Annotated in this window: 25 protein-coding genes; 7 read left to right on the forward strand and 18 right to left on the reverse strand. The window is 64.6% G+C overall.

Translation table 11 applies throughout. The features are described from left to right. Positions 1 to 252: 252 nt before the first annotated feature. Complete coding sequence (locus ACNFCJ_RS16860) at positions 253 to 657, reverse strand: acyl-CoA thioesterase (protein WP_017676341.1); 405 nt, start codon at positions 655 to 657, stop codon at positions 253 to 255. Between the two features lie 326 nt (positions 658 to 983). On the opposite strand from ACNFCJ_RS16860, the gene ACNFCJ_RS16865 reads away from it, so the two are divergent. The 4 genes from ACNFCJ_RS16865 (at position 984) to ACNFCJ_RS16880 (ending at position 3,273) form a co-directional block, all read left to right on the forward strand. Further along, the gene (locus ACNFCJ_RS16865; protein WP_416772549.1) at positions 984 to 1,229 is read left to right on the forward strand and encodes a hypothetical protein; all 246 of its coding nucleotides are present in this window, start codon (positions 984 to 986) and stop codon (positions 1,227 to 1,229) included. A 19-nt stretch (positions 1,230 to 1,248) separates the two neighbouring features. Then, entirely contained in the window at positions 1,249 to 1,413 is a 165-nt protein-coding gene (locus ACNFCJ_RS16870; RefSeq protein ID WP_017676339.1) for a DUF1328 domain-containing protein, read from the forward strand. Positions 1,414 to 1,423: 10 nt separating this feature from the next. Continuing rightward, the gene (locus ACNFCJ_RS16875; protein WP_280064882.1) at positions 1,424 to 1,885 is read left to right on the forward strand and encodes an inhibitor of vertebrate lysozyme family protein; all 462 of its coding nucleotides are present in this window, start codon (positions 1,424 to 1,426) and stop codon (positions 1,883 to 1,885) included. A gap of 158 nt (positions 1,886 to 2,043) precedes the next feature. Further along, on the forward strand, positions 2,044 to 3,273 hold the full coding sequence (locus ACNFCJ_RS16880; protein WP_147810078.1) for a nucleoside recognition domain-containing protein: 1,230 nt from the start codon (positions 2,044 to 2,046) through the stop codon (positions 3,271 to 3,273). Positions 3,274 to 3,294: 21 nt separating this feature from the next. On the opposite strand, the gene ACNFCJ_RS16885 is transcribed toward ACNFCJ_RS16880, so the two are convergent. The 16 genes from ACNFCJ_RS16885 to ACNFCJ_RS16960 all read right to left on the reverse strand — a co-directional run bounded on the left by ACNFCJ_RS16885 (position 3,295) and on the right by ACNFCJ_RS16960 (position 19,240). Then, positions 3,295 to 3,876 (reverse strand): hypothetical protein, encoded by a 582-nt coding sequence (locus ACNFCJ_RS16885; protein ID WP_416772551.1) that lies wholly within the window; start codon positions 3,874 to 3,876, stop codon positions 3,295 to 3,297. A 109-nt stretch (positions 3,877 to 3,985) separates the two neighbouring features. After that, positions 3,986 to 4,201 (reverse strand): dodecin, encoded by a 216-nt coding sequence (locus tag ACNFCJ_RS16890; protein ID WP_099524991.1) that lies wholly within the window; start codon positions 4,199 to 4,201, stop codon positions 3,986 to 3,988. Between the two features lie 123 nt (positions 4,202 to 4,324). Beyond that, complete coding sequence (locus ACNFCJ_RS16895) at positions 4,325 to 6,733, reverse strand: TonB-dependent receptor domain-containing protein (protein WP_416772552.1); 2,409 nt, start codon at positions 6,731 to 6,733, stop codon at positions 4,325 to 4,327. A gap of 96 nt (positions 6,734 to 6,829) precedes the next feature. Next, the gene (locus tag ACNFCJ_RS16900) at positions 6,830 to 7,771 is read right to left on the reverse strand and encodes a FecR domain-containing protein (RefSeq protein ID WP_416772554.1); all 942 of its coding nucleotides are present in this window, start codon (positions 7,769 to 7,771) and stop codon (positions 6,830 to 6,832) included. Then, positions 7,768 to 8,274: a sigma-70 family RNA polymerase sigma factor gene (locus ACNFCJ_RS16905; protein ID WP_416772556.1), complete on the reverse strand. Its 507-nt coding sequence runs from the start codon at positions 8,272 to 8,274 to the stop codon at positions 7,768 to 7,770. Before ACNFCJ_RS16905 ends, ACNFCJ_RS16900 begins: the two co-directional genes overlap by 4 nt. Positions 8,275 to 8,356: 82 nt before the next feature. Further along, on the reverse strand, positions 8,357 to 10,762 hold the full coding sequence (locus tag ACNFCJ_RS16910; RefSeq protein WP_416772558.1) for a TonB-dependent receptor: 2,406 nt from the start codon (positions 10,760 to 10,762) through the stop codon (positions 8,357 to 8,359). Between the two features lie 255 nt (positions 10,763 to 11,017). Beyond that, positions 11,018 to 11,941, reverse strand: coding sequence for a FecR family protein (locus ACNFCJ_RS16915; RefSeq protein ID WP_416772560.1), 924 nt, complete (start codon positions 11,939 to 11,941; stop codon positions 11,018 to 11,020). Then, positions 11,938 to 12,459 (reverse strand): RNA polymerase sigma factor, encoded by a 522-nt coding sequence (locus ACNFCJ_RS16920; RefSeq protein WP_143505011.1) that lies wholly within the window; start codon positions 12,457 to 12,459, stop codon positions 11,938 to 11,940. Before ACNFCJ_RS16920 ends, ACNFCJ_RS16915 begins: the two co-directional genes overlap by 4 nt. A gap of 102 nt (positions 12,460 to 12,561) precedes the next feature. Further along, complete coding sequence (locus ACNFCJ_RS16925; RefSeq protein WP_416772562.1) at positions 12,562 to 13,449, reverse strand: LysR family transcriptional regulator; 888 nt, start codon at positions 13,447 to 13,449, stop codon at positions 12,562 to 12,564. Between the two features lie 91 nt (positions 13,450 to 13,540). After that, positions 13,541 to 14,149 (reverse strand): cupin domain-containing protein, encoded by a 609-nt coding sequence (locus ACNFCJ_RS16930; RefSeq protein ID WP_256836505.1) that lies wholly within the window; start codon positions 14,147 to 14,149, stop codon positions 13,541 to 13,543. 150 nt (positions 14,150 to 14,299) lie between these two features. Beyond that, entirely contained in the window at positions 14,300 to 15,013 is a 714-nt protein-coding gene (locus ACNFCJ_RS16935) for a DUF1989 domain-containing protein (RefSeq protein WP_143505014.1), read from the reverse strand. Between the two features lie 27 nt (positions 15,014 to 15,040). Further along, positions 15,041 to 16,273 (reverse strand): M20 family metallo-hydrolase, encoded by a 1,233-nt coding sequence (locus tag ACNFCJ_RS16940; RefSeq protein WP_143505015.1) that lies wholly within the window; start codon positions 16,271 to 16,273, stop codon positions 15,041 to 15,043. Beyond that, the gene (locus ACNFCJ_RS16945) at positions 16,270 to 17,076 is read right to left on the reverse strand and encodes an amino acid ABC transporter ATP-binding protein (RefSeq protein ID WP_106737890.1); all 807 of its coding nucleotides are present in this window, start codon (positions 17,074 to 17,076) and stop codon (positions 16,270 to 16,272) included. Before ACNFCJ_RS16945 ends, ACNFCJ_RS16940 begins: the two co-directional genes overlap by 4 nt. 4 nt (positions 17,077 to 17,080) lie before the next feature. Then, positions 17,081 to 17,716, reverse strand: a complete 636-nt coding sequence (locus ACNFCJ_RS16950) for an amino acid ABC transporter permease (RefSeq protein WP_234035902.1) — start codon at positions 17,714 to 17,716, stop codon at positions 17,081 to 17,083. Positions 17,717 to 17,727: 11 nt separating this feature from the next. After that, positions 17,728 to 18,384: an amino acid ABC transporter permease gene (locus ACNFCJ_RS16955; protein ID WP_143505017.1), complete on the reverse strand. Its 657-nt coding sequence runs from the start codon at positions 18,382 to 18,384 to the stop codon at positions 17,728 to 17,730. Positions 18,385 to 18,394: 10 nt separating this feature from the next. Then, positions 18,395 to 19,240: a transporter substrate-binding domain-containing protein gene (locus tag ACNFCJ_RS16960; protein WP_143505018.1), complete on the reverse strand. Its 846-nt coding sequence runs from the start codon at positions 19,238 to 19,240 to the stop codon at positions 18,395 to 18,397. A 344-nt stretch (positions 19,241 to 19,584) separates the two neighbouring features. Between ACNFCJ_RS16960 and trpB the strand changes: the two genes are divergently transcribed. Next, the gene (trpB, locus tag ACNFCJ_RS16965) at positions 19,585 to 20,799 is read left to right on the forward strand and encodes a tryptophan synthase subunit beta (RefSeq protein WP_416772567.1); all 1,215 of its coding nucleotides are present in this window, start codon (positions 19,585 to 19,587) and stop codon (positions 20,797 to 20,799) included. Further along, positions 20,796 to 21,605 (forward strand): tryptophan synthase subunit alpha, encoded by an 810-nt coding sequence (gene trpA / locus ACNFCJ_RS16970; RefSeq protein ID WP_416772568.1) that lies wholly within the window; start codon positions 20,796 to 20,798, stop codon positions 21,603 to 21,605. The genes trpB and trpA overlap by 4 nt, the downstream gene beginning before the upstream one ends. Before the next feature lie 103 nt (positions 21,606 to 21,708). Here the strand turns inward: trpA and ACNFCJ_RS16975 are convergent, their stop codons facing one another. Continuing rightward, on the reverse strand, positions 21,709 to 23,151 hold the full coding sequence (locus tag ACNFCJ_RS16975; RefSeq protein ID WP_416772570.1) for a SulP family inorganic anion transporter: 1,443 nt from the start codon (positions 23,149 to 23,151) through the stop codon (positions 21,709 to 21,711). Positions 23,152 to 23,306: 155 nt separating this feature from the next. On the opposite strand from ACNFCJ_RS16975, the gene ACNFCJ_RS16980 reads away from it, so the two are divergent. After that, complete coding sequence (locus ACNFCJ_RS16980; protein WP_416772571.1) at positions 23,307 to 24,782, forward strand: DASS family sodium-coupled anion symporter; 1,476 nt, start codon at positions 23,307 to 23,309, stop codon at positions 24,780 to 24,782.

Raw genomic sequence — 24,782 nt, forward strand, 5'->3', positions numbered from 1 at the left:
CCCCAGTACCTTCAGATCCAGACGAGCCACATAGGCCTCGATGACTCGAACTAGATGATCCTCAGGAACCAGCTCTTCCAATGTCGGCGGAAACAGGCTGCTTTGTTGCCGGTCTTCACCTTGGATATAGCCCATAAACGACAATGCCCCTATCGACCGATAGAGGCATTGTCTTCAGCTTGCTCTCAGGCTGCTAGGTTTTCACACAGTCTGTTCTAGCCGGCGTTTTCGTTACTGCAATTCAGCAGGCGGTCAGCCTCGACGTGGCGGCACCGGACGAGTGCGGCCACTGCCGTCGATGGCGACGAACACGAATACCGCTTCGGTGACCTTGCGCCACTCGTTGGACAGCGGATCGTCGCTCCACACCTCGACCATCATCTGAATCGAACTGCGGCCGATCTCCAGCGCCTGGGTGTAGAACGAGAGCTGCGCGCCCACCGATACCGGCACCAGAAAGGCCATGCGATCGATGGCAACGGTCGCCACGCGGCCACCTGCAACCTTGCTCGCCATCGCGGTACCAGCGAGGTCCATCTGCGACACCAGCCAGCCACCGTAGATATCACCGAAACCATTGGTCTCGCGCGGCAACGCGGTGATCTGCAGAGCGAGGTCGCCCTGGGGAATCGGGTCTTCCTGTTCGTAGTCGTTCATCGGTTCGAGACTCGCGGCGCGGTTGTTGTTCTGGGCGCGGAACCCGCATGGCACACGGGCGCAACGAGTATACCGACTGTGCAGTCGACGGGCGACCACTCTGGCAGGGCGCAAAACGCCACATCCCATGCCCGGTCGGGCAAAACGCACGACCCGACAAACCTCATTCGGGCAGTATGCCTACCACAAAATGTCATCACTCAATTGTAAATGAATGATTTTAAAGGATTTTTAATAAACAAAAAGTCTGGCACGGGTGCTGCACTAGTCCCAGTACGCAACTGGTCATGTACCGGTTGCAATGCAGAAATACGGAAGAGACGGATATGCCACAAACCCGAGCCATCCGCCTCCCACGCAACAGGAGAACCGCCGTATGGATAGTTGCTCTGGTGCTCGCCACCTTGCTGCTTCTGCTCAGTCTGACGCTCACCAGCGTTTCACTGATTGGCCAGACCCTGTGCGCAAGCCGCAATACCGCCGAGCTGGAGCTGCCCACGGGCGCCGCGCCCCAGCCTTCGGTCCCGAGTAACGCGCAAGACCCCTGGCCTGCCTGGGCCATTACCCACTGATCCATCAAGGAGAAACACCATGCTTAGTTGGGCAGTCACTTTCCTGATCATCGCCATCATCGCCGCAGTACTGGGCTTCGGTGGTATCGCCGGCACCGCTGCAGGTATCGCCAAGATTCTATTCGTGGTGTTCCTGGTGCTGTTCATCGTCTCGTTTGTCATGGGCCGCCGCCCGCGCCTCTAGGGAGACATAGATGCAATCGATCCACGCCATTGCCGCCGCCCTGCTGATGGGCGGCGCCCTGGCGGCTCAGGCCGCCGACCGAGACGCCAGTTTCCATCCAGGCGAGCTGCTCACCAGCAACACCGAGTACCGTGAAGCCTGGCAGGATCTGGTAAAGAACGAAGAGCGCTTGCCGGACTGGCTGATCAACCTCAGCGGTCTGTCCACTCCCATGCAGGCAGTGGAAGCCGATAGTGATCGCTATCTGGTTGGCCAGATCTGCGAAGCGAACAGATGCTTCAATCAGCGCGCCTATGTCGCCTTCGAATGGGAAGACGACGATGCCTACGCGCTGTATGTGCAGGTACCGGATGGCCTGCCGGAAGACCGCGCGCCAAGCGAGCATGCCAGCCTGCGTTGGCTGGGCGAGCCGGACGAGGAGATCCAGCAGGTGCTGATGGAACAGCTGCGCAGCGATCCCAACTGGTATTGAGTGACGGCAGTTTGCCGGCTGTCCCACAGACACCGCCGGCACGTTATCATCCCCCGCCATAACGGCATGCCCTCCTTCATCTGGCGCTTCGCGCCATCTTCTTCCTCAGGGAGAAGGCGATCAGGGAAGGCGTCGCCTGCCAATCTAGGGGGATCGCAATGCTCAATGGCCTGTGGCTGAGCTTTTTTCTGCTGGGAGCCGCTGCCGCTCTGGCACGCTGGCTGATTGGCGGTGATGCAGCCGTGTTCGGCGCAATGGTCGAAAGCCTGTTTGCCATGGCCAAGCTCTCGGTGGAGCTGATGGTGGTGCTGTTCGGCACCCTGACACTCTGGCTGGGGCTACTGCGCATCGCCGAGAAGGCCGGGCTGGTGGATCTGCTCGCACGCATGCTGGGCCCATTGTTCGCCCGCCTGATGCCGGAAGTGCCACGCGGCCATCCAGCGTTGGGGCTGATCAGCATGAACTTCGCCGCCAACGGCTTGGGTCTGGACAACGCTGCCACGCCCATCGGCCTCAAGGCCATGCGCGCATTGCAGGATCTCAACCCCAGCGCCACCACGGCGAGCAATGCACAGATCCTGTTCCTGGTACTCAACACCTCCTCGCTGACCCTGCTGCCGGTATCGATCTTCATGTACCGCGTGCAGCAAGGTGCTGAAGATCCCACGCTGGTATTTCTGCCGATCCTGCTGGCGACCAGCGCGTCGACCCTGGCAGGCCTGCTGGCGGTATCGGTGATGCAACGCCTGCGTTTGTGGGACCCGGTGGTGCTGGCCTACCTGATTCCCACCGCGCTGCTGCTCGGCGGTTTCATGGCCCTGCTCGCCGGCATGAGCGCCACGGCGCTGGCGGCGCTGTCATCGCTGCTCGGTAACCTCACCCTGTTCGGCTTGATCCTGATGTTTCTGGTGGTCGGCGCGCTGCGCAAGGTGGCGGTGTACGAGAGCTTCATCGACGGTGCCAAGGAAGGCTTCGACGTGGCCAAGAGCCTGCTGCCGTATCTGGTCGCCATGCTCTGCGCCATCGGCGTTCTACGCGCATCCGGCGCGCTGGATTTCGGCCTCGATGGCATTCGCTGGCTGATCGAAGCGCTGGGCTGGGATACCCGCTTCGTCGATGCCCTGCCCACTGCGCTGATCAAACCCTTCTCCGGCGGTGCCGCTCGCGCCATGCTGATCGAAACCATGGAGAACTTCGGCGTCGACAGCTTCCCGGCGCTGGTTGCGGCGACGGTGCAGGGCAGTACCGAAACGACGTTCTACGTGCTGGCGGTGTACTTCGGTGCGGTCGGCCTGCAGCGCGCCCGCCATGCCGTGGGCTGCGCCCTGGTCGCCGATGCGGCCGGGATCATCGCCGCCATCGGCGTGTGCTACTGGTTCTTCGGCTGATCGCTCCGAAGTCAGGGCCGCTCAGTCGGCGCCAATCCCCAGTTTGTCGCTCGCCCAGCTCAGCAGCGGATCGCTGTGCTGGTATTCGCGCAACGCCAGCAGCTTGGGCGCGATGAATGCCTCGAAGTCCTCGGCCTGTTCGAAGTACACGCCGGTGAAAATGGTGAACATCGATTTGTTGCCGACCGTGGCATAGAACAGGTTGCCCACCGGCTCACCGTACTGGGTCAGCAGCTTGAGGCTGGCGCGGCTGGCCAGCTTGGTGTCCAGCGGTAGATCCTGTTGCACCAGCCCGCTGTCACGCAGGCCGAACGAGGCCCCGAACGTCTCGGCGTAGCTGGTCATCAAGGCATCACCGGCGCGCGGGTAGAGGGAGACACCGCTGTAGAGGTAGAACCAGTCGCTGCCCTCGCTCTCGAAACTGAGGTCGATGCTGCGCGCAGCGTAGGTCACCAGCTTCTCGTAGCGCCCCTCGTCCGGGGCCTCGTAGGCGGCGAAATCCTCGCCACTGAGCAGTAGTCGGCGCTCCTCGGCGAGAGGCGGTTCGTTGTCGACGCAGCCCGCGAGTGCGAGCAGGCTGAGCAGCAGCACGAGTCTGAACATGGCATTCCTCCCTGAATTGGCCCGCGCAGCTTGCCCGAACCGAGCACAGCTCGCCAGCGACAGCCCTCGTCGCTGTGCGCGGTGCCACAGCCTTGCGTCTGAGTACCTGTCAGCTACCGCTCAGGCGAAAGCCAACCTTGAGCGTGACCTGGTAGTGCCCCACCTTGCCGTTCTCGATGTGGCCACGGGTGTCGATCACCTCGAACCAATCCATGTTGCGCACGCTCTTGGCGCATTCGGCCAAGGCATTTTCGATGGCTTCCTCGATGCTGGTGCGCGACGAGCCGACGATCTCGATCTTCTTGTAGGTGTGGTGAGTGGACATGACGGACTCCTGAGTGGTGAAGGTTCTCGTTCAGACTAGCTCGCCCCGTAGAAGTGTCATCTCTCGCACCCTTATCCGGCCTGCTGGAAAGCCACCACGGGCTTTCCAGCGCCTGGGCTGACGTTAGAAGTCCACCTGGTAGCCCAGGGTGAAGGTGCGCCCACGACCCTTGAAGTTGTAGTCGTTGGCGATACGTGCCGACTGCGAGTAGTAGGTGAAATAGTCCTCGTCGAGCAGGTTGTCGATGCCCAGCGACAGGCTGCCCACCGGCAGGCGGCGGCTGACGCTGGCCGAGAGCAGGGCGTAGCCGTCGAATTCCAGGCGCGGGTCGTCGAAGCTGCGGCTGACGTAGTAGTTGTATTGCAGGTAGCTCGACCAGTCGTCGTTCCAGTTGGCCTGCCAGCCCAGGCTGTACTGGTCCGGCGAGATGTTCAGGCCGGTCAGGCGAGTATCCACCTTGCCGTCGCCATCGGTATCGGATTCGCCCTGGCTGTGGGCGTAGCTGCCGCGCAGACTGTGGCGGTCATCGATATGCCAGTTGCCGGTCAGCTCGTACCCCTGGATCTCCACTCGCTCGCGGTTGGCGATGTAGTTGCCGTCGCTGTTCACCGACAGGCGCTCGCCGACGCTGGAGAAGGACTCGTAATAGCTCAGCTCCATGTCCACGCGGTCGAAGTTCAGACGCAGGCCCACTTCACGCGAACGGGTGACGATCGGCTCCAGCTCCAGCAGGCTTTCCACCTCCAGCCCCGGTTCGTCCAGCCCGCGCAGCACACGGCCGATGTCAGGCATGCCGAAGCCTTCGGAGTAGCCGCCGTAGAGCTGCGCCCAGTCGGTGGCCTGGTAGGTGAAGCCGTAGTTGCTCAGAGTTTTGCCGAACGACACCTTGCCGCCGGTGACGCTGACCCCACCGGCGTTGTTGGTGCCCCACACGGTGCGGAAGTCATCCACGTCGAGCTCGGAATGCTCGCGGCGCACGCCAGCCATCAGGGTCAACTTGTCGGTCAGGTGCAGGTCGCCCTGAAGGAAGCCGGCCTGGTTGTCGTAGGTAGACGGCGGCACGTAGCTACGATTGGTCTGCACCAGCACCTGCTCACCCTTGTCACGCATCAGGTCGAGGCCACCGGTCAGATCCAGCAGACCGTCGAACAGGCCTTTGCGGCGCAGGGTCAGCTTGCCGCCCCACTTCTCCGAGTCACTGCGGCTTTGCTCCCACAGGGTGCCGACCGGCGCGATGCTGGGGTCCTGGAAGGTCGCTGAGATCAACGCGCCGAACTGGCCACGGTAGCGCTGGTGATAGAGCTGCATATCGAGCACGTTGCCGTACAGGTCCTGATTGCTGTAGCTGAAGGTGTACTGGCGGTTCTCGTTGAACGCCGGGTCGCCCTGCGGATCACCCTTGCGCGCGGTGGTGGGAATACCGGCGGCGCGGTCGCCGAGCACCGGCACGTAGTCGTTGTTGCCCCTGAGCTCGTAATGGTTGGCACTGAATTGCAGGTGCTGCACGTCGTCGATCCAGTAGCCGAGCTTGAACATCAGATCGTGGTCGCGGGTGTCCTGGATCTCGCCCGGATAGGCGACGCCAATCAGCTCATCGTTGGCATCGTAGAACACACCGCGCTCCTGCCAGGTGGCACCGAACAGCGTCTCCCAGTCACCCTGCTGGGCGCTGAGCCGGTAGTTCATCTTGTAGCTCAGGCCATCCTTGCTGAAGCGGTCGTCGCTCTCCAGGCTGACCCCGGCGTGCTGGCTGACGCCGTTACCTTCGGGCCGACGGCTGATGAAGTTGACGATGCCGCCGGTGGCGCCGCCGCCGTGCTCGGCCGAGGCGCCATGAATCACCTCGATGCGCTCGATCTGTGCCAGGTCGATGGTGTAGCTGCTGCGCCCGTCGTTGCGGATCGAACTGGCTTGCGGCACGCCGTCGACAAGAAATTGCGGGGTGCGCCCACGCAGCGTCTCACCGGCGTTGGACATCTTCTGCCGACTCGGCGAGTAAGACGGAATCAGGTTGCTCAGCACCTGGCCCGGGTCGCTGCTCAGCGCCAGCTGCTGCTCAATCTGCTGGCGGTCTATGACGGTCACGCGCTGGGTGGTCTCGCCCACTGCACTGTCACTGCGCAGGGTGCTGACGGTCATCGCTTCCAGCTGCAGCACATCACTGCCCAGCTTACTGGGCGCGGGCAGCGCATCGAGGCCATAGACCCCCTCGGCCTGGCGCACCGCGCGCAAGCCGCTGCCCTGCAGCAGACGGGCAAAGCCATCCTCGACCTGATAGGAGCCCCGCAGACCCGGGCTGCTTTGCCCCTGCAACGCACTGGCATCGAACGACAGCGCCACGCCGGCGGCACTGGCATAACGGTTGAGCACCTCGGCCAGCGGGCCGGCAGCGATGTCGAAAACCTGTGTCTGCACGGCAGGCTCGGCGGGTGCAGCGCTGGTCAGCGGCACGGCCAGCGCCAGGCCGGAACAGAGCAGGGCGGTTTGCACAGCGAGGGTTAGCGAATGCAGGTTGCAGCGAGGTTGACGCATGGTTTTCCCCTGAGAACGAAAGGCCTGTAGCCGAGATGTCAGGAGGGCCGATCCAGTCGAGAAAAAAGTGCAAACAACAATGAATATTTTTGCTAATTAAACCTTTGGCACCAGCGTCACCCAGTAATCGCTGCGCCGCACCACACGTAGCGGGAAGCTGTGTTCAAGTGCCGCCAGGGCACGGTCGGTATCGGCCAACGGGAAGCTGCCGGACACCGTCAACCCGGCCAGGGACGGGTCGATACGCAGCACGCCATGGCGATAGCGCGCCAGTTCGGCGATCACCTCACCCAGCGGCTGATCGAGGGCGATCAGGCTGCCCTGCGTCCAGGCCGTCGTGGCGGCATCGTTGGCACGCGACGCCCCGAGTCGTTCGGCATCGAAATGCAATTGCTGCCCGGCAAGCAGCGGCTGCACGGCTTGCAGATGCCGCAGCGGCGCAACCTCCACCCGCTGCTCCAGCACCGCGACGCGGCAGCCCTGCTCATCGCTGCGCACGCAGAACCGCGCGCCCTCGCTGCGCACCACGCCGTGACGGGTTTCCACCAGCAAGGGGCGGGCTTCGTCGAGGCTGTGGATCAGCGCCTCGCCGCTGACCAGGCGCAACAGGCGGCGCTGCCCATCGACATGCCATTGCGCGGCGCTGGCCGTGCCCAGCATCAGCTGGCTGCCATCGCTCAACTGCCATTGGCGGCGCTCACCCACACCACTGCGGTAGTCGGCCATCCAGTAGCGCCGCGTATCGCTGTGCCAGGCGAACCAGCCCAGCGGCAGCGCCAGGCCGACCAACGCCAGGCTGCCTAGCAGGCGGCGTCGGCCATGGTCGACGCCACGCAGGGTCGACGAAGCAATGGGACCGGGCAGCAGGCCCAGTTGTTCTCGCAGCTTCTCGATCTGCTGCCAGGCCTGACGATGAAGCTCGTCGGCGTCGTACCAGTGCTGCCAGGCCTGCTGCTCTCGGGCATCGCCATGACCGGAACAGAGCCGCGCGTACCAACCGCTGGCCGCCTTGAGCGCCGCGCGCTGCGCCTCGGTCACGGCTGCCAGCCTGCCTGCAGCAGGCAGCAATGCTCCACGGCGCGGGCCATGTAGCTGTTCACGCTGCGCAGGGAAATGCCCAGCCGCGCGGCAATCTGCGCATAGGTGAGGCCGTCGAGCTGGGACAGGATGAATACCTCGCGCACCGTGCGGCCGAGGCCGACGAGCAGGCGGTCGACCTCCATCAGCGCTTCGAGGAGCAGCGCCTGCTGCTCGGCGCTGGGGTGTTCGGCCTGCGGCTGATTGGCCAGCGCATCGAGATAGGCTTGCTCCAGCGAGCGCCGCCGCAGAAAGTCGACCATCAACCCCCGCGCCACGGTGGCCAGGTAATCACGTGGCTCGCGAATGCTCGCTGCATTACCGGCGCGCAGTAGGCGCACGAAGGTGTCCTGCGCCAGGTCGGCGGCATCGCAGCCGTTGCCCAGGCGCCGACGCAGCCAGCCCTGCAGCCAGCTGTGATGATCGCGGTAGAGGGAGTGCAGCAGCTGAGCGTCGGCGGGCATGCGCAGGATTTCTTAACAAATAACAATGAATCGCATTGTCATTCGTCCCGTGGTGCTTGGCAACCTCGCCGCAGCGTCCGGCTCAGAACTCCACTTCGTAACCTAGGGTGAAGGTGCGCCCGCGGCCTTGATAGTCGTACAGGTAGGCCGGACCGTACGCTGGCGAATAGAACAGCGCGGCGCGCTGACCCCAGACGGTGCTGTAGCGCCTGTCCAGCAGGTTCTGGATACCGGCGCTGAAGGTACCGAAGTCGGTGTCCTGACGCGCGCTGAGGTCGAAGGTGGTGTAACCCTCGATGCGATGTCCGGCGTCGTCGCTCAGGTCCATTGCGTGGTTGCCCTGCAGGCGCAGGCTGCGCCGCTCGTCGCTCCAGCCCACGAATGCGGTGGTCTTGGACAGCGAAGCGTAGCGCGCATCGCGTTTGATCCAGTCGCCGTCGTCGTCCTCCTCTTCGGAGCGCACCAGGTGCAGGGTGGTGCCGGCCTGCCAGCCGCTGTCGAAGTCGCGGCTCAGCGCGGCCTCGAAACCGAAGTCGCGGCTCTTCTGTTCGTCGACATTGATGGTCAGGGTGGCGCTGTCGGTATTGATCACCTTGTCCGACCAGATGTAGTAGAACGCCGCCTGAGCCTGCCAGTAGGCATCGTTGAAGCGCCAGCCCACCTCCACCTGGCGGCTCTTGATGCCGGCCAGCGGATTGTCCGCCACCGACAGTCCGGCGCGGCCGTAGTACTTGGCCGGATCGGCCAGCTCGAAACCTTCGCTGTAGTTGCTCCACAGTTGGTGACCGTTGGCGAAGTCATAGAGCGCGCCGAAGTTGTACAGGCCGACTTCATAGTCGTTGCTGCCGCCGGGTACGCCGCGAAAATCTCCGACCTCGACATCCATGTGCTGCTGGCGGGCGCCGGCGGACAGGCTCAGGTGCTGGGTCAGTTGCCAGTCCAGCTGGGCGTAGGCCGACAGCCCGTCGACCACATAGCTGGGGTAGCGCGCAGCGCTGCTCTGGGTGTCCAGTTCCAGGCCGCCGCTGTCCGAAGAGCGCTGTGCATCGAAAACCTTCTGCGTAGCGTTGAAACGCTCATGATCGAGATCCAGACCATAGGTCAGCTTGATATCGTCCCACTGCTTGCTGAACAGCCCCTTGAGGCCGCTGACCTCGAAGTTCTGCTGCGAGCCGGCGAAGTAGATGCCGTTGCTACCCCGCGGACTGCCGGCGTTGTAGTAGGGGAAGGGGTGAAAGTTGTTGTCCTCGCGGCGGTAGTAGCCCTGCAGGTAGAAGTCCTGGCCGAGCAGCTCGCTGTTGCGGTAGCTGGCGTTGATCAGGGTGCGGCGGGTGCGCGGCTTGAGGTCGGTGTCGAGACCGTTGCGAATCTCGGCATCATCGAGGTCCGAGGGCGCGTTGGCGTTGAGGTTGGGGAAGTAGATGCCGGTGCTGCCGTCGTTGCCGGAGTCGTAGTACTGCGCCAGCAGGTCGAGCTGCTGAGTGTCGTCGAGGCGCACGGCGAGGTTGCCGAGCACGTCCACGGAGCGGTTGTACTGCAGGTCGGTCTGCGTGTTGTCGAGGAACACCTGCTCGCCGTCGGCATCGTAGAAGGCTTCGTTCTTCTCCAGGGAGACGCCGACACGGCCCTGCACGCGCTCGTTGCCGCCGCTGACCGCCTGCGCCAGGCGCGTGGACAGGTCATCGCTATTGTTGAAGCCGCTGGTGACGCTGGCGTTGCTTTGAAAGCGCGCCGGGCCGGCTTCGCCTTTACGCGTGACGATATTGATGATGCCGCCAGTGGCGCCGCCGCCGTACAGAGCGCTGGCGCCGGAGAGCACCTCGACGCGCTCGACGTTGAACGGGGCGATGCTGTCGAACTGGCGCGAGAGGCCGCGCGAACTGTTCTGGCTGACGCCGTCGATCATCACCAGCACGCCGCGCCCGCGCATATTCTGGCCGTAGTTGGTGCGGCCTTCCGGGCCCAGGTCGAGGCCTGGCACCAGCTTGCCAAGTGCCTCCTTGAGGCTGACGCCGGTGTCGAGCTGCTCGCGCAGCTGCTTCTGCTCGACTACCCAGACGGTGCCGGGAATAGCGCTGATCTGCGTCTGCGTGCGCGACGCCACCTGGATCTGCATAGCGTCCAGACGCACCCGCTCGCGGTTGCTCTGCGCCTCGCCGCTCGGCGCGGCGTTGCGCTGCAACAGCACGCTGTGCTCATCGGTGAAGGTCCAGCTCACGCCGCTGCCTTCGAGCAGCCGCTGCAGCGCCTCGCGGGCGGTGAAGCTGCCCTGCAGGCCGGGGTTGGGCAGGCCCTGCAGGTCGCTGGAGTTGAACAGCAGGTGCAGCCCGGCCTGATCGGCGAACTGGGTCATGGCACCATCCAGGTCGCTGGCGCTGATGTGCAAGTCATAGCGGGTCGGCTCGGCGGCCTGGGCCAACGGCCAGGCAGTGCCGATCAGGGTCGCGAAGGCGAGGGCGCGGTGCAGGGCGGAAACGGGATGGCGCATGGCGGGTTATCCGTGTCGTGGGGCAGTTTCGTTTTTGGGAATAAGTCGCGTTCCCTTCTACGACGAAACGCCCGACACGATCCTGCAGTGCCGGATGAAAATTATTTTTGCCGGGCCAGCTATGGCTCAGCCTCGGCCCCGGATTGCATCCGGGCTGCCGACTGGCCAGACAACTGTAGGAGCGGCTTCAGCCGCGATTCACGCTTCGAAAGGCTCGCCACTGAATAACACCTCCCTCAAGACGGCGGCCGAACCTCAGCGCGGCTGCACCAGCACCAGCCAGGGCAGGCGGGTGATGCGCAGCGGCTGCAGGCGCTCCAGATTGGCCAGCAGGGCTTCTGGCTGGTCGAGGTCGACCACGCCGCTGATGCGCTGTTCGCGAAGCGCGGCATCCTCGATGAGGATGCGCCCCGGCAGGTAGCGCTCCAGTTCTGCCAGCACTTCGCCGAGCGGACGCTGATTGAAGATCAGCTTGCCGCGCTGCCAGGTACTGGCGTTATCCAGGTCCAGCACCTGCAACGGCCCGGGCGCCTGCTGCTGGCGATAGTCGAGCCGCTGGCCGGCGTCGACGTTCACGCCCGGCGCCGCGCCGCTGCGCACCTGCACCACGCCTTCGCTGACCTCCACCTGCACCCGATCGGCGCGCAGGGCAACATCAAACCGCGTGCCCACAGCGCGGACCTGCCCGTCGGCTGCCTGCACCACGAACGGCCGCTGGGCATCCTTGACCACCTCGAACAGCGCCTGGCCGCGCTGCAACTCCAGGTCCCGGGCGTCGGCGGAGTAGCGCACCGACAGCGCGCTGTCGCTGTTGAGCCAAACCCGGCTGCCGTCCTCCAGCTCGATCAGGCGGCGTTCCCCGACTGCGGTGTAATAGTCGGCGCTGAGGTTCTCCAGCAGTTGCGGACGACCGAGTAGCATCAGCAACAGGCCCAGGCAGAACGCCGCAGCCATCGCCGGCAGGCGCCAGCGGCGGATGGGGCGGTTGCGCTGACGATGGCGGCGGGCGGTGTCGGTGTGTTCCAGCGCGGCCCACAGCGCCTCGGCGTCGCGGGCGGCGCGCGCATGCGCCAGGCTCTGTCGACGCCAGCGCTGCCATTCGGCGCGCGCAGCGGCCTGCTCGCCACCGGCATGCAGGCGCAGCAGCAGTTCGCTGGCCTGATCGTCGAGCTCGCTCATGCGTCGGCCTCCTCTTCGCTGCGCCACTGCCGGCAATGGCGCATGGCCTGGATCAGGTACTTGCCGACCATGCTCTCGGAGACCCCAAGGCGCGTGGCGATCTGCGCGTAGGTCAGGCCGTCGAGGCGATTGAGCAGTAGGGCTTCGCGGACCTTGGCCGGCAGGCTGGCCAGCGCGGCGTCGAGGCGCGCCAGATCTTCTTGGGCGAGCAGACGCGACTCCGGCTCGGCCAGCGGATCGCTGAGCTGCTCGAGAATCTCGCCGTCGTCCTGTTGTTCGGCCAGGCGCTGGTCACGCCGCAGGTTGTCGATGGCCAGGTTGCCGGCCACGCGAAAGACATAGGCGCGCGGATCGCGCACCGCATCGCCGTCATCCTGATGGGCCAGACGCAGCCAGGTGTCCTGGGCGACATCGGCGGCGCGTTGCGAGTCGCCCAGGCGCCTGGCAAGAAAGCGCAACAGATCCTCATAGTGGATCTGGAAGCTCTTGAGCAAGGGCGAGGAAAAGCGGCGGCGCATGTAAATCGCGAATCTCTCGAGAACCGACCGACTGACGGGCGATGGAAAGGGCCGGCAAGCATACCTGCTATTGCGAATACTTATCACCATCGATTTACCGGTTCAGCCCGCTCTCCGCAATTCGCGCCGCAACCAGTCGGCCAGGCGCTCGCTGCGGCTATCGCCGGGGCGCGACCAGAGCGCCAGTTGCGCCGCGGTGTCGGTAAAGCCCCAGGGCGCAACCAGACGGCCTGCCGCGAGGTCGTCGGCCACCAGCAACTGTGGCGCGATGGCCACGCCGAGGCCGGCAGCGGCCGCTTCGAGCAGGTAGTAGAGGTGCTCGAAGCCCTGCCCATGCCTTAGCGCAGCCGGTGCCAACCCTTGCGCATGCGCCCACTGAGGCCAGGCTTGCGGGCGCGAAGCGGTGTGCAGCAAGGGCTCGCCGAGCAGCGCCGCAGGTGCCTGCCCGGCAAGCTCGGCATGCCGCGCATAACGAGGGCTGAGCACCGGCCCGATGCGCTCGGGCGCCAGCGCGTATACCTGCATGTCAGCCGGCCAGGGCGGCTCGGCGAACAGCAGCGTGGCGTCGATACCCGGGCGGCGTGGGTCCAGCTCGCCCTCGCTGGCCGACAGTTGCAGGTTGAGCTCCGGCAACTCGCGCTGCAGGCGATCCAGGCGCGGGATGAACCAGCGCGCCAGCAGGCTGCCGGGGCAGCCGAGCACGAAGGGCCGCTCTTCCTGCTGACGGCGCAGATCGGCGCACACGCCACGCAAGCGCTCGAAGCTTTCCGAGGTGACATCGCGCAGGCGCAAACCGGCATCGGTGAGTTTTACGCCGCGCCCGTCCTTGTCGAACAAACTGACCCCGAGCTGTTCCTCCAGTGCACGAATCTGCCGGCTGATCGCGCCGTGGGTGACATGCAGCTCATCGCCGGCACGGCTGACGCTCTGCAGGCGAGCGGCGGCCTCGAAAGCGCGCAGGGCATTGAGTTGTGGAAGGTCTCGGCTCATATCGAGTGAATTTTCCTGACAAGTCGGAAAACTCTAATGATTTTTCTGCGGCCTGACCATGGCCGCCTGGCAGCCGATGCATCGGCCCCGATCAGAAGGTGACCGGCGTATTGACCCAGAGAATGCGGGCCTCGCTATCGCCACCGTTGCGGTAGCCGTGAGGCAGGTTGCTGGGGAAATGGAAGGCATCGCCAGCCGTCAGGCTGTAGGTCTGCTCGCCGATGGTCAGCTCGATGCTGCCGGTCAGCACGTAGCCCATTTCCTCGCCTGGGTGTTCGATCAGACCATCACTGGCCACGCCGGGCGCAACGATATGGATATTGCCCTGCAGCAGTCCACCCTTCTGCAGATGCGTGATGCGCTCCAGGCCGATATCGCCGTCCTTGTTGCGTTTGACGAAACGCTTCACCGGCCTGTCGCCGGCACGCAGCACGGGCTCGTCGGAGACCCATTCCTCGGACGTGAGCGTCGACACGTTGCTGCCCAGCGCGCCCGCCAAACGGTGCAGCATGGCCAGCGAAGGCGAGGCCGCATCGTTCTCCAGCTTGGAGATCAGGCTTTCCGAGCAGCCAGCGGCAACCGCCACCTGCTTGAGCGTCAGCCCGGCGACCTTGCGCGCATGGCGCAGGCGCATGCCCAGGCTGGGCAGGCCATCGGTGTGGTGAGCCTTGGTCGAAGGGGTAGGACTGGGTTTGCGCATGTACATCTCGATCAATGGATGACAACGGGTACAGCCACGAACGGCACAGTATCGCGCAAGGCGCTCACGGAATTAAGCCGTGCACGGCCTTGGCGCGACTTTGTACGTTATGCCAGACCCATGCCAGCGAGGTACAGGCCTGGCAGCAGGTCAGCCGGCGCTGACCACGAAGTGCACTTCCACCGGGTTCAGGTCGTTGATCGGCACGATGTCCTGCGGGCAGGCGGACATCACCACCACGCAGTCCATGGCTGCCTGGATCTCGACGTAGTCACCGGCCTTGGAAACCGGCGGCAGCCACTCGATGCTGTAGTCCGCCTTGACCGGGATATTCATCCACAGGTTGAACGGCTGTGGCACTTCGCGGGCGCGCAGGCCGATGGCCTGCAAGGCAAGGCGCATGTTGTCGGCGCAGCTGTCGTGATATCCCTCGACACCGAGGTTGGTGTAGCGATGCAGGTCGCAGGCGGCGATCAGGGTGTCGTGCACGCCCGGCGAGGTGTCGGTCAGCAAGGTGCCGATGGTGCGGCGACGGTTGCTGAACAGCTCGTCACCTGGCTTGGGAATGACGCGGTCGATGTGCGCACGGGCGTGTTCCATGGATAGGAATTCGCTGAGGTCTTCGCTGTTGAACAGCCAGGTGTCGCAGACCTGGGTGCCGTGGGTGTTGATGATCTTGATCACCTCACCGGCCTTCAGGCGCACGGCGCGGCCGCAGCGCGCCGGCACGGTGTAGGTCTTGCCCAGCTCAGGCGTGCCGTCGGCAGACAACGGCTCGTTGAGGGTGGCGTTGATGCCTAGCGCGGCGCCGTTGTCGGGCTGGCAGCAGCTGGGATAGTCGTGGGCGTGGTTGGAATGGCTCATGGTCGCTCCTAGATGGGCAATGGCAGGTCAGGCTTGTTCGGCCAGTTGGACGAGGCTCCAAGCCAGCGCACGGGCGCCGGCTTCGAGCTGGGAAGGTTCGGTGTATTCGTTGGGGTTGTGGCTGATGCCATCGCGGCTGGGCACGAAAAGCATGCCGGTGGGGCAATGCCCAGCCAGGTACATGGCATCGTGGAAGGCACCGGAGCGCAGGCTCAGGGACGCCTCACCCGTGGCATCGGCGGCCTGCTGCAGCAGCTCGACGATGCCGGCCTCGAAGGCCACCGGCGGATGGCTGAACAATGGCTGCAGCTCGGCGCCTTCGGGCAGGCAGTTCGGCAACTCGGCGTCGAAAGCCTCCAGCACGGCCGGGTCGGCATGGCGGAAGTCGATGCTGAAGGTCACGTCGCCCGCCACGGTATTGATCGAATTGGGTTTCACCTGCCAGCGACCGAAGGTCAGTCGCTGTTGGGCACCGGCCAGGCGCTCGGCCAAGGCCTCAATGGCCGGCAGGCAACGCGTGGCCTCCAGCATGGCGTCACGGCGCATGTCCATCGGCGTGGTACCGGCGTGGGCCGAGGCGCCCTGGCAGCGAATCTGATACCAGCGCACGCCCTGGATACCGGACACCACCCCCAGTGGCACCTCGGCTCGCTCCAGCACCGGGCCCTGTTCGATATGCAGCTCGACGAAGGCATGGGCGGCGATCTTCTCGCGCAGCGGCAGGTCGGCGAAACGCTCGGCATGGGCGTCCAGCGCCTGCGCCAGGCTGATGCCATTGGCATCGAGGCTGCCGCGATAGGCACCCATGCGCTGTGGCTCGACGAAGGCACTGGAGCCCATGGCCCCCGGGCTGAAACGGCTACCTTCCTCGTTGGTCCAGACCACCAGCTCGATAGGCCGGCGCGTACGCAGATTCTGGTCATGCAGGGCCAGCAGGCATTCCAGCCCGGCCATAACGCCGTAGCAGCCGTCATAACGGCCGCCGTTGGGCTGGGTATCGATATGGCTGCCGGTCATCACCGGCGGCAGGTCTTGCAAGCCGTCGCGGCGAATGAACAGGTTGGCGCAGGCATCCGTCCACACCCGGCAACCGATGCGCCGGGCTTCGCCGATCAGCCAGGCGCGGGCGTCGAGATCCTCCGCCGAAAGCGCCTGGCGATTCATCCCGCCGCCCTCAAGGCCGCCGAAGTCGGCCAGGGTTGCCAGCAAACCCTGCAGGCGTTCACCACGCACGGCATTCATCACCCTTACAGCCGTCATGCCGTCACCTCCGCACGCGGGCTGAGGCTGCGGTTGAACCAGGGCTTGAGAAACTGTTTCAGGCGCTCAGTGGCCGGTTGCTGGAACATCTCGCCCGGCGCGCCGGTCTCGACGATGCGCCCGGCCTCCATGAACACCACCTGGCTGGAAATCTGCGCGGCAAAGCTCATCTCGTGGGTGACCATGACCATGGTCATGCCATCGTCGGCCAGGCTGCGGATCACCTGCAGCACTTCCTCGACCAACTCCGGGTCGAGCGCCGAGGTCGGCTCGTCGAGCAGCATCAGTCGCGGTTTCACCGCCAGCGCCCGGGCGATACCGACACGTTGCTGCTGACCACCGGAAAGCCGCGCGGGGTAGGCATCGGCCTTGGCCGCCAGGCCGACACGCTGCAACGCGCTTTCGGCCAGGGCACGCGCTTCGCCCTTGTTCATGCCCTTGCCCAGCAGCAGGGGCGCCATGACATTCTCCAGCACGGTCATGTGCGGCCACAGGTTGAATTGCTGGAACACCATGGACAGCGGCCGACGCACCTCGGCGATGGCCGCGGGGCTGTCCTGATCCCGCGGTTTGCGACCCGGGCCGCTGTAACCGAGCAGTTGGCCGTCGATCCACACCTCGCCTTCGTCATAGGCCTCGAGAAAATTCATGCAGCGCAGCGCGGTGGTCTTGCCCGAACCGGACGGGCCGATCAGCGAGACGATCTCGCCCGCGTGCACACTGAGGTCGAACCCCTGCAGCACGCGGTTGGCGCCGTAGGACTTGCCCACGCCGCGCAGTTCAAGAAGGGGGAGGTTGCTCATCGATTCATCCTCGCAGGTAGCGCGTGGCACGCCGGCCAAGCCCGGCGGCAACGAAACCGACCAGCAGCGTCAGCAGCCAGTACGAAAGCACCAGCAGCACATAGGGCACGACATAGGAAAAGGTGCTGGACACGATCTGTCCGGCGGTCATGGTCAGTTCCGGCACGGTGATGATCGACGCCACCGCGCTTTCCTTGATGGTCAGGATCACCTGGTTGCCCAGCAGCGGCAGTGCGAAGGCCATGGCCTGCGGCGCCTGGATATGCCAGAAGGTCTGCACGCCACTGAGGCCGTGCACGCGCGCCGCCTCCAGCTGCCCGTTGGGCACGCTGGCCCAGGCCGAACGCAGCAGTTCGGCGAAATAGGCCGCGCTGTACAACCCCAGCGCCAGGATGCTGGCCTGCACCGCATCGAGGGTCAGGCCCAGCACCGGCAGGCCAAAGTAGATCAGCAGCAGTTGGGCCAGGAACGGTGTTCCGCGCACCAGCCAGACGTACAGCCGATACAGGCCGATGAAACCGGGCACGGCCAGGCGCAGGGCATTGAGCACGAAGCCCAGCAGCAGACCGAAGGCCGCGCCGGCAAAGCTGATGCCCAGGGTGACCAGCAACGCCTGACCGAAATCGGGGAGGTAGTTCATCCAGTTCTCCATCAGTTGCGGGCCTGCCAGCGTCGTTCCAGCTCACGCCCGAGCAGGGCCAGCAGGCTGGTCAACGCCAGGTAAAACAGCGCCGCTACCAGGTAGACCTCGAGCGGTCGGTAGGTCTGCGATACCAGCTGCTGGCTGACCCGCATCAGGTCGGTGATGGAGATCACCGAGACCACCGCCGAGACCTTGATCACGTCGATCAGCTCGGAGATCAGCGCCGGCAGGGTCAGGCGCAGCACCTGCGGCAACTGGATATGCAGCAACATGCGCCAGCGGCTGATGCTGAACACCGCCGCGGCTTCCAGTTGCCCGGCCGGGATGGCGGCGAAACCGCTGCGCAGAATCTGCGACTGGTAGGCCGCGGTATTCATCGCCAAGGCCAGGCCTGCCGCGACCAGCGCCGGAACGTCCAGCCCCAGCCCGGCGGGCAGATAGAACAGCAATAGCAGCTGCGCCAGCATTGGCGTACCACGAAAGAAACTGACGTAGACCCTGGCGAACGCCACGCAGCCACGGCTGCGGCTATTGCCCAGCAGGTAGATCAGCACGCCGAGCACGAAGCCCAGTAGCATACCGGCCAGGCACAACCACAAGGTCGTCAGTGCGCCATCAAGCAAAGCCGGCCAGTAGAGCGCGAAGCGAGCGCCAAAATCATTCATCAGCGGCGACTCAGATGCTCGGTTCAGGCATGGCGTCAGCAGGCACGTCCATGCTGAAACCGAACCATTTTTCCTGCAGGGCCTTCATCGTGCCGTCGCGGTTGGCGCGGCCGATCCCTTCGCTGAACAGTTTGACCAGACTGGCGCTGTCCTCGCCCTTGCGGCCGACCCAGCCGTAGTAGGTCTTCGGCCCGAGCATTTCATTCAGGGTGACGAACAGGCCCGGGCGCGACTTGATCAGCGGCCCCAGGTTGGACAACGACTGCGCCACACCATCGAGACGGCCGAGCGCCAGGTCGGCATAGGCTTCATCGAAGCTGACGTACTCACGAATACCTCTGAGGCCCGGCTGGCCTTCGGCCTTGAGCTTGGCGTCATAAGCCATCAACACCTGCAGCTGGCCGGAACCGCTCTGCGAGCCGACGATCTTGCCATTGAGGTCGCTCAGGCTGCTGACCGAAGCATCGTCGGCACGCTTGAGCAGCGCCACGGTCGACTCCGCAATCGGCGCGGTGAAGGCGAACTGATCGAAGCGCGCCTTGTTCACCGTGACCGAGGTAACCACGAAATCGAACTTGCCGGTATCCAGGCCCGGCAGAATGCCCTGGAAGGGCAGATCCAGTTGCTTGACCTTGACGTCTGGCAGATCCTTGAGCACGTAATTCATAAGATCGACGCCGTAACCGACGATCTTGCCGTTCTCCACCGACTCGAACGGTGCGAAGCGGGCTTCGGTAGCGATGGTGATCTGTTTTGCCTGCTGGATGCGTTGCAGCAGGTCATCGGCCTGGGCCAGGGAACTGGCAAGCAGGGTGACCAAGGCGAATGTCAGGTTTTTCACGGCACGGCGATGCATGGCGAGGCCTCTTCTTGAAGAGATGGATATTTATTCAATTGACTTGAATAAATTTACAAAGGCATGAAGCATGCCAACCCTTCAAAAGGCCGCCAGACGCAAGAAATGCACAGCACGGGAGGGTCATTACGCACCATCGGCGAGCAAAGGAGTGCATGCATGGACTGCCATGGTGCGCGCCACCGCCAAGGGGCCGCGGCATCGACGCGTGATATTTCCTCACAGGTCAGAGCGAAGCTATCGCTTTTCTCACGCCCCCTGCGGCGTTAGTCTGCGGCCATCGACAGACGCTTCGGCCATGCCCGTCAACTGGCGGCCAGCCCATCAAATCTCAGGAGCACGCCATGACCTCATTTCGCACCGGCCCCGACGCTCGCGGCCTGTTCGGCCGCTTCGGCGGTCAGTTCGTCGCCGAAACCCTGATGCCGCTGATCAACTCGCTGGCCGCCGAATACGAGAAGGCCAAGAGCGATCCGGCCTTCCTCGAAGAACTCGCCTACTTCCAGCGCGACTACATTGGCCGCGCCAGCCCGCTGTATTTCGCCGAGCGCCTGAGCGAGCACTTCGGCGGGGCGAAGATCTACCTCAAGCGCGAAGACCTGAACCACACCGGCGCGCACAAGATCAACAACTGCATCGGCCAGATCCTGCTGGCCAAGCGCATGGGCAAGCAGCGCATCATCGCCGAGACCGGCGCCGGCATGCACGGCGTGGCCACCGCCACCGTGGCCGCGCGCTTCGGCATGCAGTGCGTGGTGTACATGGGTACCACCGACATCGACCGCCAGCAGGCCAACGTCTTCCGCATGAAGCTGCTCGGCGCCGAGGTGATCCCGGTCACCGCCGGCACCGGCACCCTCAAGGACGCCATGAACGAGGCCCTGCGCGACTGGGTGACCAACGTCCACAACACCTTCTACCTGATCGGCACCGCCGCCGGCCCGCACCCGTACCCGGCCATGGTGCGCGACTTCCAGTCGGTGATCGGCAACGAAGTGCGTGAGCAGATCCTCGAGAAGGAAGGGCGCCTGCCCGACTCGCTGGTGGCCTGCATCGGCGGCGGCTCCAACGCCATCGGCTTGTTCCACCCCTTCCTCGACGATGCTGGCGTGCAGATCGTCGGCGTCGAGGCAGCCGGTCATGGCATCGACACCGGCAAGCATGCGGCGAGCATGGCCGGTGGCGCGCCGGGCGTGCTGCACGGCAACCGCACCTTCCTGCTGCAGGACGAGGACGGCCAGATCACCGATGCCCACTCGATTTCCGCCGGCCTCGACTACCCCGGCGTCGGCCCCGAGCACGCCTGGTTGCACGAGATCAAGCGCGTCGAATACGTGCCGATCAGCGATGACGAAGCCCTCGAAGCCTTCCACCACTGCTGCCGCCTGGAAGGCATCATCCCGGCCCTGGAAAGCGCCCACGCGCTGGCCGAAGCCTTCAAACGTGCGCCGAAGCTGCCCAAGGATCACCTGATGGTGATCAACCTGTCCGGTCGTGGCGACAAGGACATGCAGACCGTGATGCACCACATGCAGGACAACCAGGAGAAGCACGCATGAGCCGCCTGCAGAACCGTTTCGCCGAACTGAAAGCGGAAAACCGCGCCGCGCTGGTGACCTTCATCACAGCCGGTGACCCCGACTACGCCACCTCGCTGAGCATCCTCAAGGGCCTGCCGGACGCTGGCGCCGACGTGATCGAACTGGGCATGCCGTTCACCGATCCGATGGCCGATGGCCCAGCCATTCAGCTCGCCAACATCCGCGCGCTGGCCGGCAAGCAGGGCATGCAGCAGACACTGCAGATGGTTCGTGAATTCCGCCAAGGCAACCAGAGCACGCCGCTGGTGCTGATGGGCTACTACAACCCGATCTTCGTTTACGGTGTCGAACGCTTCATCAGTGACGCCAAAGAGGCCGGTGTCGACGGCCTGATCGTGGTCGACCTGCCGCCGGAACATAACGACGAGCTGTGCGAGCCAGCGCAAAGCGCGGGTATCGATTTCATCCGCCTGACCACGCCGACCACCGACGACGACCGCCTGCCCACCGTCCTGGCCGGCAGCTCCGGCTTCGTCTACTACGTGTCGGTGGCCGGCGTCACCGGTGCCGGCGCGGCAACCATGGATCACGTCGAGGAAGCCGTGGCGCGCCTGCGTCGCCATACCGACCTGCCCGTGTGCATCGGTTTCGGCATCCGCACTCCGGAGCACGCCACCGAAGTGGCCAAGCGCGCCGAAGGCGCGGTGGTTGGCTCGGCGCTGATCGACAAGATTGCCGAGGCGAAGAGCCCGCAGCAGGCCATCGACGGCGTGCTCGGCCTGTGCCGCGAGCTGGCCGAAGGGGTGCGTGGCGCGCGGCGCTGATACCCTCTCTGGCATACGCGAAAGCCGCTGACGGAGCGATCCGTCAGCGGCTTTTTCATGGTTTATCGCCTGGATTTCGCGTTGTTCTACCCACCCTACGCGATCAGTGTTCTGAGCCAGCCCGCTTGAGCAACTGCTTGCAACGCTCGGACAGATGCACCACGCGCAGGTGCTTGCCGGCGCGCTCGTAACGCTCACGCAGGGTCTTCAGCGCGGCGATGGCCGAGTAGTCGACGAAGCTCAGGTGGCGGCAGTCCAGGGTTACCTGCTGCGGGTCGTCCGCCGGTTCGAACTGCGTCAGGAAGGTAGTGCAGGAGGCGAAGAACAGGGTGCCGTGGGCGCGGTAGAGCTTGCTGCCGTCGGCCTGCATATCGCTGTCGGCGTACAGTTCGCGGGCGTGCTGCCAGGCGAAGTTGAGCGCGGCGATGACGATACCGCAGAGTACGGCGGTGGCCAGGTCGGTGGCGACCGTGATGGCGGTCACCGCGACGATTACCAGCACGTCATTGGCCGGTACCTTGCCGGCCACGCGCAGCGAGCCCCAGGCGAAGGTCTGCTGCGCCACCACGAACATCACCCCAACCAGCGCCGCCAGCGGGATGCGCTCGATCAGCGGCGAGAGGAACAACACGAAGAGCAGGATCATCACCCCGGCGACCACCCCGGACAATCGCCCGCGGCCGCCCGAGCTGAGGTTGATCACGGTCTGGCCAATCATCGCGCAGCCGCCCATGCCGCCGAACAGGCCGGAGGTCATGTTGGCCACGCCAAGCGCCACGCATTCACGATCCGGGTGGCCGCGGGTGGCGGTGATCTCGTCGGTGAGGTTCAGGGTCAGCAGGGTTTCCAGCAGGCCGACCAGGGCCATCAGGATGGCGTAGGGGGCAATGATGGCGAGGGTTTCCAGGTTCCAGGGAATGTCCGGGAGCATCAGGCTCGGCAACCCGCCGGCGATATGCGCCATATCACCGAGGGTATGGGTCGGCAGGTCCAGCAGGTAGACCAGTGCGCCGATGCCGAGGATCGCCACCAGCGCTGGCGGCACTGCGCGGGTCAGGCGTGGCAGCAGGTAGACGATGACCATGGTCAGCGCCACCAGACCGAGCATCAGGTACAGCGCCTTGCCCTGCAACCAGTGGCCGTCGTGCTGGAAATGCTCGAGCTGGGCCAGAGCGATGATGATGGCCAGGCCGTTGACGAAACCCAGCATCACCGGGTGCGGCACCATGCGGATCAGCTTGCCCAGGCGCAGCAGGCCGAACGCCAGCATGATCAGGCCGCCGAGCAGCACCGTGGCCAGCAGGTATTGCACGCCGTGTTGCACCACCAGGGCGACGATCACCACCGCCATCGAACCGGCCGCACCGGAAATCATCCCTGGCCGGCCACCGAACAGCGCAGTGAGGGTGCAGATGATGAAGGCGCCATACAGTCCCATCAGCGGATTGACCTGCGCTACCAGGGCGAAGGCGATGCACTCGGGCACCAGGGCGAAGGACGAGGTCAGGCCGGCCAGCAGGTCGGCACGTAGGGAGGCGGGTTTCATGAGCGAGCAGCGTGTGGTCAAGCGAAAGGGCAGGCATGGTAACCCCCGACTCCGCTGACGAACACCCATCAGGCCAGAACACTGACCCGAGGCAATGGATGACCCGCGTCAGCGGTGCATAGTCTGGATTTGCCATTCGTCGGAGTCTCGCCAGCATGTCCGCTAACGCTGCTTCCCCGTCCTTGCGCCTACCCTGGGGGCTGGTGCTCGCGCTGCTTGCCGGCCTGGCGATCATCTTCCTGCCGGAACAGGCCGGATTACCGCTGGCCGGGCAGCGCATGCTGGCAATTCTCGCTTTCGCGGTGATCGTCTGGATCAGCGAGGCGGTGAGTTACGAGGTCAGCGCCATCATGATCCTGGCGCTGATGGCCTTTCTGCTCGGCAGCGCACCGACCCTGGCCGACCCGGACAAGCTCATCGGCACCAAGGATGCCCTGAACATGGCCCTCAGCGGTTTTGCCAACTCGGCACTGGCGCTGGTGGCTTCGGCACTGTTCATCGCCGCCGCGATGACCCAGACCGGGCTGGACAAACGCATTGCCCTGCTGACTCTGTCCAAGGTCGGCGCCAGCACCCATCGCGTGCTGCTCGGTGCCATCGTGGTGACCATTCTGCTCAGCTTCATCGTACCCAGCGCAACGGCGCGGGTGGCCTGCATGGTGCCGATCATGATGGGGGTGATCGCCGCCTTCGGCGTGGACAAGCGCTCGGCCTTCGCTGGTGGCATCATGATTCTGGTGGCGCAGGCCACCAGCATCTGGAACGTCGGCATCCAGACTTCGGCGGCGCAGAATCTACTTACCGCCGGCTTCATGCAGAAGCTGCTCGGCCAATCGGTGACCTGGACTGACTGGCTGATCGCCGGCGCACCCTGGAGTCTGCTGATGTCAGCGGTGCTTTACTGGGTGATCCTACGCGTCATGCCACCGGAAACCGATCGTATCGAAGGCGGCAAGGAGGCCGTGCGCAAGGCGCTCAGTGAACTCGGGCCGATGACCTTCGATGAGCGCAAGCTGCTGGCCATCGTCCTCACCTTGCTCGGTTTCTGGGCCACCGAGGGCAAGCTGCACAGCTTCGACACCGCTTCCACCACCCTGGTGGGCCTGGCGGCGTTGCTGATGCCAGGGCTCGGCGTAATGAGCTGGAAGCAGGCACAGCCACGCATTCCATGGGGCACGGTGATCGTCTTCGGCGTTGGCATCAGCCTCGGTGGTGCGGTGCTGGCCACGGGCGCCGGCACCTGGCTGGCCAAACTGCTGGTAACCCATCTGGGCATGGATGGGCTGTCGCCATTCTGGGTGTTCGCCGTACTCGGTGGCTTTCTGATCATCATTCACCTCGGTTTTGCCAGCGCCACGGCGCTGACCTCGGCGATGCTGCCGATCATGATTGCCCTGCTGCTGCAGCTTGGCGGAGACATCAACCCGCTGGGCATGAGCATGCTGCTCGGCTACGTGGTCAGCTTCGGCTTCCTGTTGCCGATCAACGCGCCACAGAACATGGTCTGTATCGGCACCGATACCTTCACCGCCCGGCAATTCCTGCGCACCGGCATCTGGCTGACGCTGGCTGGCTACGGGCTGATGCTGGTGTTCGCCCTGACCTGGTGGCGTTGGCTGGGGTGGATGTAG

Origin of the sequence: Pseudomonas sp. NY15364 (assembly GCF_048068235.1) — a bacterium.
Lineage (GTDB): Bacteria > Pseudomonadota > Gammaproteobacteria > Pseudomonadales > Pseudomonadaceae > Aquipseudomonas > Aquipseudomonas mendocina_D.